Genomic DNA, 10,291 nt, shown 5'->3' on the forward strand with positions numbered 1-10,291 from the left:
TTGCCTTTCCTACTTTCTTATTCTGCAAGGTCCTTACTCTCCTTTTGAAAACGATCGTCTTTTCGCTCTTTAAGCACCAAGACTTCCCTTAAATCCGTAAAATCAGCGGCAGGAATCAGATAGCCGTTTTTCATTAAACGCTTCTCATCCTCTTCTATACCGATGGCATAGCCTACCAAAATACCGGGTAGAAATTTAGAGGAAATATTGGAGGTAACAATTCTGTCTCCATCCTGAATGACCGCTTCTTTCTTCATATTGGTAATTCTGAGTCTTCCCTCTTCAAAAAGCTGTAAATCTCCTGCTACGATACAGGTGTCACTGGACTGAATTCCCATGCAGGAAACCCTGGACTCATCATCAATGATGGAACGTACGGTGGCATAATTCAGGCCTACATCCGTAACAATCCCTACCAGGCCGCCCTTGGCCATAACATTTTGATCTACCATAATGCCGTCCTTGGAGCCCTTGTCAATACGGAAGACTTGGAACCAGTTTTCCGAGTCCTTGGCAATGACTCTGGCGGCTACTTTATCATATTGTAAATATTGCTGGTCCAAAGAATATAAATCCCGCAGGCGTTTTAATTCTTCATCATTCTGCTTTAGGATATTGTTTTCTTCAGTCAATAAATCGATTTTTGCAGTGAGTTTTTCATTTTCCGCTTCAGCTTCCAAAAGGGTTTTATGCTTTTCCCAACGGGAATATAGCTTATAGCCTACATAATTCACACCGGACTGTATAGGAACCAAAACGGTTCCTACAGCATTCCGAAGAGGATTCATAAAGCCATCCTTAACAGACGACAAGACGATCATCATAATGCATAAGACCGTTAAGAGTATAAAAATATATTGATTTTTCTTCTGCTCCACTATATTTTCCCCTGTTCCTTAAAACTGTAATATTGATTATCTCCGATAATAATGTGATCCATTAAGTGTATTCCCAGATACTCTCCCGCTTTATAGATTTCTTCCGTAGCCCGTTCATCCTCTCTGGAGGGGTGAGGATCTCCGGAGGGATGATTATGCACCAAAATAAAACAAACGGAAGCAGCCCTAAGAGCCTCCATAAAGATTTCCCTTCCGGAAAGAATGGATGCATTAGAGCTACCTTTGGACAAAAGAAAATCCTTTAGCAGTTGAGCTTTTGTATCCAAAAACAGAACATGAACTTCCTCATAGGAAAGATGCCGTAATTCTTCCTTAAAATATTGAAGCACGGAACCGGGAGATCGAAAGGATTGTACTTCCTCCCGGATTTTTCGGTTCCAAATTCTTTTGGCCAGCTCTCCTATGACCTGCAGCTCTAAGGCCTTGGTTTCCCCTACTCCTTTAATAGCTTGTAAATCCTCCAGACTATACTGCATAAGTCCCACTAAGCCGTCATAAACAGGACTCAGATGAAGCACCTTTTCCGCAAGAGCCAATACACTTTCTTCTCTGGTTCCTGTGCGTAGTATCACAGCCAGAAGCTCCTCATCTGTTAAAGCGGATACGCCTAAACGAATGGCTTTTTCTCTGGGCAATTCCTGCCCGGATTCTTTTAGTGTTAAATGCATATTTTCCTCCTATCCGGAGGAGTCTACAGAGGATTCTATTTTAACACGCTTTCCCCTTTAGGAGCAAAAACTTTTCTTAAGCTTTGGATATTTTTATTCTTTCAAAAGTAAAGCCTTTATTCCGAACAAGCGGCACAAGGGACACTTGAGATTTCTCGTAAGATTTACTTAGGTATTTATTCCTTTGGAATATTCACAAGTCCTTCTTTGAAAATATTATCCAGAGCCTTGATTACACCGAATTTTCCGTGGGCAAAGGTCAGGCCGCCCTGAAAATATACAGAATAGGGCTCTCTTAGGGGGGCGTCTGCGGACAATTCAATACTGGAGCCGGAAATAAATGCCCCTGCAGCCATTACCACCGGATCCTCATAGCCCGGCATATCCCAGGGTTCCGGGCGAACAAAGGAGTCCACCGGAGAAGCTTCCTGAATTCCTCTACAAAAAGCCAGCAAAGCTTCTCCATTGCCCATACGAATTTCCTGAATAATATCGTTTCTTGGACTATCTGCTTTAGGGTGACAGGGATAGCCCAGGGATTCAAAAAGGCTTGCCGCAAAGATCGCACTTTTTTCTGCTGAAGCGGTAACCGTCGGTGCCAGGAAAAAACCTTGAAAGAAATCCTTGTTACAGTGTAGGGAAGGACCAAGCTCCTTTCCTAAGCCGGGAGCAGTCAGTCGCACCGCTGCCCTTTCAATACATTCTTTGCTTCCGGCAATATAGCCTCCGATGGGAGCCAGTCCTCCGCCGGGGTTTTTAATGAGGGATCCTACCACCATATCGGCTCCGTAGTCACTGGGCTCTTCCGTACATACAAATTCACCATAGCAGTTATCCACCATGCAGATCAAATCCTTCTTACAGCCCTTGATAAAGCGAATCAAGTCTCCAATTTCCTTAGGACTGAAGCTCTTTCTGTCGCTATAGCCCTTGGAACGTTGAATTTCCACCAATCTGGTTTTTTCGGAAATGGCATTTTTAATGCCCTCATAATCAAAGGAACCATCCGGCAGTAAAGCGACCTCTTTGTAGCTCACACCAAATTCCTTCAAGGAGCCTAGGGAGTCTCTGATTCCGATAACCTCGTCCAAGGTGTCATAGGGCTTACCTACCGGGGATAAAATTTCATCTCCCGGACGAAGGTTTCCCTGCAGGGCTATGGCCAAAGCATGGGTTCCGCAGACAATCTGGGAACGGACCAGGGCATCCTCCGTATGAAAATAATTGGCGTAAACCTCTTCCAGGGCATCTCTTCCGATATCATTATAGCCATATCCGGTGCTGCCCAGCAAATGGGCCTCTGAAACCTTTGCCTTTTGCAGAGCCTGTAAAACCTTTAATTGGTTGATTTCCGCAATTTCATCAATCTCTTTGAAACGACTCTCCAGATTTTTTAATATTTTTTCACTATAGGCAATTACTTCCGGAGAAATGCCCATTTCTTCATAGATTCTTTGATAATCCATTCTATTCTTTCCTCCTTACCCCCTGCAAATTCCTCCTCAGAAAGGAAGATGGTATTTTTCTCTCTTCTAAACCAGGTCATCTGCCTTTTGGCATAGTTTCTGGAATGCTGCTGAATTTTTTCGATACACTCATCTTCTGTGTATCGTCCCTCTAAATAAGCAAAAACCTCCTTATAGCCTATAGCATTACAGCCCGGCATATTTTCCCGATAGCCCTGCTCATAAAGCGCCTGAACCTCTTGAAACAAGCCCTCTTCCTTCATTTGCAGAACACGGTCATGGATACCCTGATATAATTTCTCCCGTTCTCTACACAATACAATAAATAGAGCATCATAGAGAGATTCTTTTTTTTGCTCTTCCTGATTATGTTGGGAAATGGGTTTCTTATGCAGATAATAATATTCCAAGGCACGAATGATTCTCTGCTTGTTGTTTTCATGGATAGCCTTTGCCGCTTCCGGATCCACTTGGGACAGCTCCTGGTGAAGGGGAATCGTCCCTTCTCTCTCCATCCTGTCCGTTAGCTCCCTTCGGATTCTATCCTTTTCTTCCTGATTCTCCTCCTGAAAGTCTATATCATAGAGCATGGCTTGAATATAGAATCCGGTTCCTCCCACCAAAATGGGAAGCTTTTCTCTACTGTAAAGCTCGGCAATTTTTTCCCTTGCCATCTTTTGAAATAGGCTGGCATCATAATTCTCAGAAGGATTAAGGATATCCAGAAGATGGTGGGGAATTCCCTGCTTCTCTTCTTCTTTCACCTTACCGGAACCGATATCCAGTCCTTTGTAAACCTGAACAGAGTCAGCGGAAATACATTCTCCGTCCAAAGCCTTGGCTAAGGCAATGGAGGTACCGGTTTTTCCTACTGCGGTAGGACCTGCCAAAATCAATAAGGGCTTATGTTTTTCCCAAAGATTCATTTATACAATCCTCTTAAACATTTTCTCTAAATCCTGCTTTTTGAAGGCCACAATCGTAGGGCGTCCATGGGGGCAGGCATAAGGATTTTCCAAGGTAAAAAGCTTCTGTACCAAAGCCTCCGCTTCCTTAAAGCTAAGGAGCTGATTCCCCTTTACAGATGCCTTGCAGGCCATGGAAGCAATTTTATCATAGACGCTCTCCGCTTCGGAAAGATTCCCTTCTTCTGCAAGAGCATCCAGAATTTCATGGAAAAGCATTTCCGCATCCAAAGAAGGAAAGTCCGCAGGGATTCCTTCTAAGGCATATCGCTTCTCTTCTTCCTTTCGGATTCTATAGCCAAGATGGGTAAAATAGTCCTTGGTCTTTTCATAGAGCTCTTCTTCTTTCGCACTAAAGACCATGGTTTTGGGAAGAATTCCCTGACTGATTCCCGGCTTTTTCAGGTAATTCTTTCGCATCTTTTCAAAGTTCACCTTCTCATGGGCAGCATGCTGATCCATAATAAAGAGTTCCTTTTGAAATTCTATCAACCAGTAAGTCTGAAAAACCTGCCCAATCAGGCGAAATTCCCTTTCTCCCTCTTCGGAGAAAAAGGAAGGAGAAAATAGACTTTCCTGCTCTGCTGATGGGAGATCTTCCGATTCGGAGAAAAGCTGCTCTTCCTTTGGGACAGTATTCTCTTCCTTTGGGACAGTATTCTCTTCCTTTTCAGAAGCCTTTTCTTCTTCTAAACGAATCCCCTTAGTTAAATCAAACTCTTCATAAATAAGCTTCTCTTCCCTTGTTGCTGCTTTCTGCTGATTCAGCACCGGAACTTCAATTCTAAACGGAGCCTTCTCTGAAGCCTTCTCTGAAGCCTTTTCTGAAGCCTTTTCTGAAGCCTCCCCTATAGGATACCCTTGATTTACAGCTTCTGCTTTTTCCTTCTCTTGCTCTTTTATTGTAGAAATCTGTTCGGCACTTTGCTTATCGTTTTGATCACTTCTAACTGCTTCTTCGGGAATATCATTTTTATTCTCTTTTTTATTCTCTTTTTTCTCCTCTTTTTTCTCCCAAAGCTGACTGGAAGGGGAAAGAAATGCCGTACTCTTATCCTCCTTCTCCTTTTGGAAAAGGGAAAGGGGACTATGGTCAATCAAGTCTGCTTTGGATAAAGTCTTGCTTACACAGTCAAAGAGTGCCTGATAAATTTTTTCTCGATTCTGAAAACGCACCTCCAGCTTTTGTGGATGCACATTCACATCCACAAGACTCGGGCTTAGGTGTAAAAAGACGATGGCAAAGGGAAACTTATGCTGCATCAAAAAGGGTTTATAGGCGTCCTCTAGGGCTCTGCTTAGTAAAGAATCCCGCACAAAACGACCATTCACGAAGAAAATTTCATATTGCCTGTTGGAACGGGTAAGGCTTGGCTTTCCCAAAAGCCCCTCAATATGCAGGGTAGCCAATCCTGTTAGACTGGAAGGATAATAGGATTCCTTTATTTCCAGGCTATCCTTGGCAAAGCTCTTTCCGTAAATACCGAATACCACATCGGAAAGCTTCCCGCCGCCCAGGGTTTGGAATCGACTTTTTCCATCCTTTACAAAATGAAAAGAAATGCCCGGATTGGCTAGAGCCAGCTTTTCCACCATTTCCTCTACCCTACTGGCTTCCGTGCTTTCACTTAATAAAAACTTTTTTCTGGCAGGCACATTGTAGAAAAGTTCCCGTACCAAAATGCTGGTGCCATCCATTCCACCTACTTCTTCCACCGGAGAGAAGCTTCCTCCCTCCACAAGAATTCTGTGGGCAAGAAAATCCTCCTGCCTTTTGCTGATACATTCCACTTTAGCCACGGAAGCAATAGAAGCCAAGGCCTCTCCACGGAAGCCGAAGCTTAAAATCTCTTCCAAGTCTTTGGGATTTTGGATTTTACTGGTGGCATGGGGCATAAAGGCCCTCTCCAAATCCTCAGAAAAGATTCCTTCTCCGTTATCACTTACCCGAAGAAAGCTGATTCCGCCCCCCTTAATCTCTATGGAAATTGCCGTAGCTTTAGCATCCAAAGCATTTTCCACCAGCTCTTTTACGATACTGCTGGGACGCTCTACCACCTCTCCTGCGGCAATTTGATTGATGCACTCCTGGCTTAATAGGTGAATTTTCAACGAAGTTTCTCCTTTAAACTAAACAACAGATTGATGGCTTCCAATGGACTCATGCTTTCAAAGGAATCATTTCGAATACAGTCTAAAACTTCTTTCTCTTCCTTACTTAATTCTGAATCGGAATTTTTTCTTCTCGTTTCTCCGGCCTTTAAGGTATTTTCCGGAAAATCCTCTACAAAGCTTTCTTCCGGGGCCTCTTCAAAATCTAAATGCTGAAGACGAAGGTCCTTTTCATTTAAGAAGCTGGAGATTTCTCTGGCTCTGTCCAATACGGGCGCCGGAACACCCGCCAGCTTGGCCACATCAATACCATAACTTTCGTCTGCCCCTCCCGGCATAATCTTACGAAGGAACTGTATTTCCCCCTGCTCCTTGGATACCGCTATACAGTAGTTCTTCACATTTTCCAGCTTCCCCTCCAGTACACTTAACTCATGATAGTGGGTGGCAAAGAGGGTTTTTGCTTTGATTTCCCTGGCAAGATATTCCACCACTGCCCAGGCTATGGAAAGGCCGTCAAAGGTGGAGGTACCTCTTCCGATTTCATCCAAAATCAACAGAGAATTTTCCGTAGCATTTCGTAAAATATTGGAAACCTCACTCATTTCTACCATAAAGGTGGATTGACCGGAGGCCAAATCATCGGAAGCTCCTACTCTGGTAAAGATTCTGTCGCAGATAGGTATATCCGCCTGCTTTGCCGGCACAAAGGAGCCGATGGAAGCCATCAGCACGATTAAGGCAACTTGTCGCATATAAGTGGATTTTCCTGCCATATTGGGACCGGTTATAATCGCTATTTTTTCCTCTTTGCCAAGACTTGCATCATTGGGGACAAAGCTTTGGTCCTGTAAAAGTTTTTCCACCACCGGATGACGACCATCCACAATTGTTAAATTACCTTCTTCATTGATTTTTGGACGAACATACTGCTCCTGCATAGCTACCTTGGAAAGAGAAAGGCAGGCATCCAAAAAGGCAATTTCCTTGGCGGTTTTTTGCATTCTTCCTAGCTCTCGGGAAAGCTCTTCCCGCAAATTTACAAAGAGACTGTATTCCAGCTGCTGTAAATTTTCAGCCGCTCCCAAGATTTTATTCTGTAAATCCTGTAATTCTACGGTGGTGTATCGTTCCGCCTGGGCCAAAGTCTGTCTTCTGATAAAATAGTCGGGGATTTCCCCCTGATAGGACTTGGAGATTTCAAAGCAGTAGCCGAAAATACGGTTATATTTGATTTTCAGATTTTTAATTCCGCTTTTTTCTCTTTCCTGCTCTTCCAGCCGGTTCAGCCATTCTTTCCCATGCTCTCCCGCTTCCCGGAAAAGTCGCACCTCTTCATGGAAGGAAGACTTAATGATTCCTCCCTCCTTAATGCTAAGGGGGGGATCCTCTTCAATACATTCATCAATCCTGGTATAAAGCTCCTCCAGCCCATCCATTTTCTGTCCTAAGCCCTGTAAAAGCTTTCCGGAAAAGGAGCTTAAAGTTCTTTTAATCACAGGCAGGAATTGTAAAGAGGATTTTAAAGCCAGCATATCTCTGGCATTGGCTGAGGAAATGCTGATTTTCCCAATCAGTCTTTCCATATCGTAGATGGAGTCCAGATATTCTCTAAGTTCTTCTCCGTCAATATAACGCTGACAAAGCTCTTCTATACAATCTAAACGCTCCTCCATTTTCTTTCTTTCCCGAAGCGGTCGTTCCAGAAAATGGCGAAGCATACGACTTCCCATGGCGGTATGGGTTTTGTCCAGTACCCAAAGCAGGCTTCCTCGCTTTTTCTTGTCTCTAAGGGTTTCCCAAAGCTCCAGATTTCTCTGGGTGGAAAGGTCCAAAAGCATATAGTCTTCCCGATGAAACCGCTCTATATGCCGGATATGGGATAAAATATTCTTCTGGGTATCGTACAGGTAGCGTAGGCAGGCACCTAAAGCCCTTCTTTCCAAGGGGGCATGCTCTAGCCCTAAGCCGGGGATGGAAGAAGAAAAATGGGAAGAAAGAATCTTATCCGCCTCTTCCTTTCCAAAATAATCCTTCTCCTTTTCTGTAATGCTTAGGCTAAAGCGACTGTCCAAAGCAGAGCTTAATTCTTTATCCTCTAAAAAGCCTATGGGGCAGAGAATCTCCTTTGGGGAAAAACGGGAAATTTCATCCAGAAGCTCCTTGCTGTCGGAAACACTTAAACTGTATAGCTCTCCGGTACTGATATCCACGGTGGCAAGACCAATGCCGCTGTTTCCCGGATAGATGGCGGAAAGATAGTTATTTTTCCCTTCCTCTAAAGCAGTTTCCTCGGTCTGGGTTCCGGGGGTAATCACTCGGATAATCTCCCGCTTTACCAGTCCCTTGGCAAGCTTTGGATCCTCTACCTGTTCTCCTATGGCGACCTTAAAGCCCTGGGAAACCAATTTGCTGACATAGGAATCCGCCGCATGATAAGGAATTCCGCACATGGGAGCCCTTTCCTCCAGACCGCAATCCTTCCCTGTAAGCACCAAATCCAAAGCCTTGGAGGCTTTGATGGCATCCTCAAAGAACATTTCATAAAAATCTCCAATGCGGTAAAAGAGGAGGGCATCAGGTACCTCCTTCTTGCTCTCCAAATATTGCCGCATCATAGGGGATAATTTTGCTTCATCCATTAAAGAACACTCCCATAGTAATAAAAGCCCATAGATTTATCCAAACGAACCGGAACAATTTCTCCGATTAAGCGCTCTCCACCTTCAAAGTGAACCAGCACATTGTTGCTCAGTCTTCCGGTCAGCATATTCTCGGACTCTTTGTCCTTTTCTTCCACTAAAACTTCCATGACCTTACCCAGGTCTCTTCCTTCTCGCTCCTCTGAATGAAGACGAATATGCTCTAACAGTCGCTGGAATCGCTCCTTAACCACATCCTCAGGAACTGCTTCCCACTTAGCAGCCGGAGTTCCCGTACGCTTAGAGTACTGGAAGGTAAAAGCGGAATCAAACTTGGAGTAGGCTACCACCTCCATGGTATCCTGAAAATCCTCCTCCGTCTCCCCGGGGAAACCTACTATAATGTCTGTCGTCAGACTCACATCCGGCAAAACTTCTCTTACCTTTTTCACCAAAGCCATATAGGATTCCTTACTGTAATGCCGGTTCATCCTCTTTAAAATTGCAGTAGAGCCGGATTGTAGGGGCAGGTGAATATGATTGCAAATGTTTTCATTTTCCTTCATAACCTGTAAAAGCTCATCGGAAAAATCCTTGGGGTTCGGAGTCATGAAACGGAGTCGCTTAAGACCGGGAAGCTTTGCAATTTTTGCCAAAAGCTCCGGAAAGGAACATTCCTCCTTCTTGTCCAAGCCATAGGAATTCACATTTTGCCCAAGGAGCATGATTTCTTTTACGCCGTCGGCAATTAATGCCTCACATTCTTTCAAAATTTCCTGAGAATCTCTGGACTTTTCTCTTCCTCTCACGTAGGGCACAATACAATAAGTACAGAAATTATTGCAGCCAAAGCTGATATTTACGGCTGCTCTAAAGCTATATTTCCTCTTGGAGGGAAGATTTTCCACGATTTCCGTACTATCCTCCAAAAGTTCTACCTTCTTCTCCTTGGAGAGCATGGTTTCCAAAAGATACTCTGCCAACTTATAGATATTGTGGGTACCGAAAATCAGATGCACATAGGGATATTTTCTCTGAATGGTTTCCACCTCATCCTTTTCCTGCATCATACAACCGGTAATTCCAATGATTAAGTCCTTATTTCTTTGATAGAGATGCTTAAGCTGTCCGATACGACCATAAAGCTTTTGATTGGCGTTCTCCCGGACGGTACAGGTGGTAAAGAGGATTACATCCGCTTCCTCTTCCTTCTCCGTAATGCTATAGCCTGCTTCCTGTAAAATTCCCTGAAGCTTTTCTCCGTCCTTGGCAGACATCTGGCAACCGATGACGGTCACCATGGCCTTGGCCTCATAGCCCTCTCCCTTTTTTACATCCAACAGGGCTTTGATTTGTTCTATAAAGTAAAACTGGCGCTCCGGCTCATTGGCAGGTGCGTTTTCCAATATTTCCGTAAATAATTTATTTCCCACAATTCCCTCACATTTCTAAGATCTATTTCTATACTCAATTTCTAAAATCAATTTCTAAATTTTATTCCTATACTCAATTTCAAAATCAATTTCTAAATTTTATTCC

The 10,291-nt window shown here is 43.8% G+C and carries 7 protein-coding genes; all 7 read right to left on the reverse strand.

The features are described 5' to 3' along the window. Window positions 1-17 precede the first annotated feature (17 nt). The gene (gene mreC / locus RYO92_RS06395) at window positions 18-878 is read right to left on the reverse strand and encodes a rod shape-determining protein MreC (protein ID WP_007156102.1); all 861 of its coding nucleotides are present in this window, start codon (window positions 876-878) and stop codon (window positions 18-20) included. Beyond that, the gene (gene radC, locus RYO92_RS06400) at window positions 878-1,567 is read right to left on the reverse strand and encodes a RadC family protein (protein ID WP_007156101.1); all 690 of its coding nucleotides are present in this window, start codon (window positions 1,565-1,567) and stop codon (window positions 878-880) included. The genes mreC and radC overlap by 1 nt, the downstream gene beginning before the upstream one ends. A 176-nt stretch (window positions 1,568-1,743) precedes the next feature. After that, window positions 1,744-3,033, reverse strand: a complete 1,290-nt coding sequence (locus tag RYO92_RS06405; RefSeq protein ID WP_007156100.1) for a methionine gamma-lyase family protein — start codon at window positions 3,031-3,033, stop codon at window positions 1,744-1,746. Further along, the gene (gene miaA, locus RYO92_RS06410; protein ID WP_315369839.1) at window positions 2,985-3,959 is read right to left on the reverse strand and encodes a tRNA (adenosine(37)-N6)-dimethylallyltransferase MiaA; all 975 of its coding nucleotides are present in this window, start codon (window positions 3,957-3,959) and stop codon (window positions 2,985-2,987) included. Before miaA ends, RYO92_RS06405 begins: the two co-directional genes overlap by 49 nt. After that, window positions 3,960-6,110, reverse strand: coding sequence for a DNA mismatch repair endonuclease MutL (gene mutL, locus RYO92_RS06415; protein WP_315369840.1), 2,151 nt, complete (start codon window positions 6,108-6,110; stop codon window positions 3,960-3,962). Then, window positions 6,107-8,752 (reverse strand): DNA mismatch repair protein MutS, encoded by a 2,646-nt coding sequence (mutS, locus tag RYO92_RS06420; protein WP_315369841.1) that lies wholly within the window; start codon window positions 8,750-8,752, stop codon window positions 6,107-6,109. Before mutS ends, mutL begins: the two co-directional genes overlap by 4 nt. Then, window positions 8,752-10,185 carry a tRNA (N6-isopentenyl adenosine(37)-C2)-methylthiotransferase MiaB gene (gene miaB, locus RYO92_RS06425; RefSeq protein WP_315369842.1) on the reverse strand — a complete coding sequence of 478 codons (1,434 nt, stop codon included), beginning with the start codon at window positions 10,183-10,185 and terminating at the stop codon, window positions 8,752-8,754. Before miaB ends, mutS begins: the two co-directional genes overlap by 1 nt. Between the last annotated feature and the right edge of the window lie 106 nt (window positions 10,186-10,291).

It is taken from the genome of Oribacterium sinus (assembly GCF_963553175.1).
GTDB classification, from domain to species: domain Bacteria; phylum Bacillota; class Clostridia; order Lachnospirales; family Lachnospiraceae; genus Oribacterium; species Oribacterium sinus_B.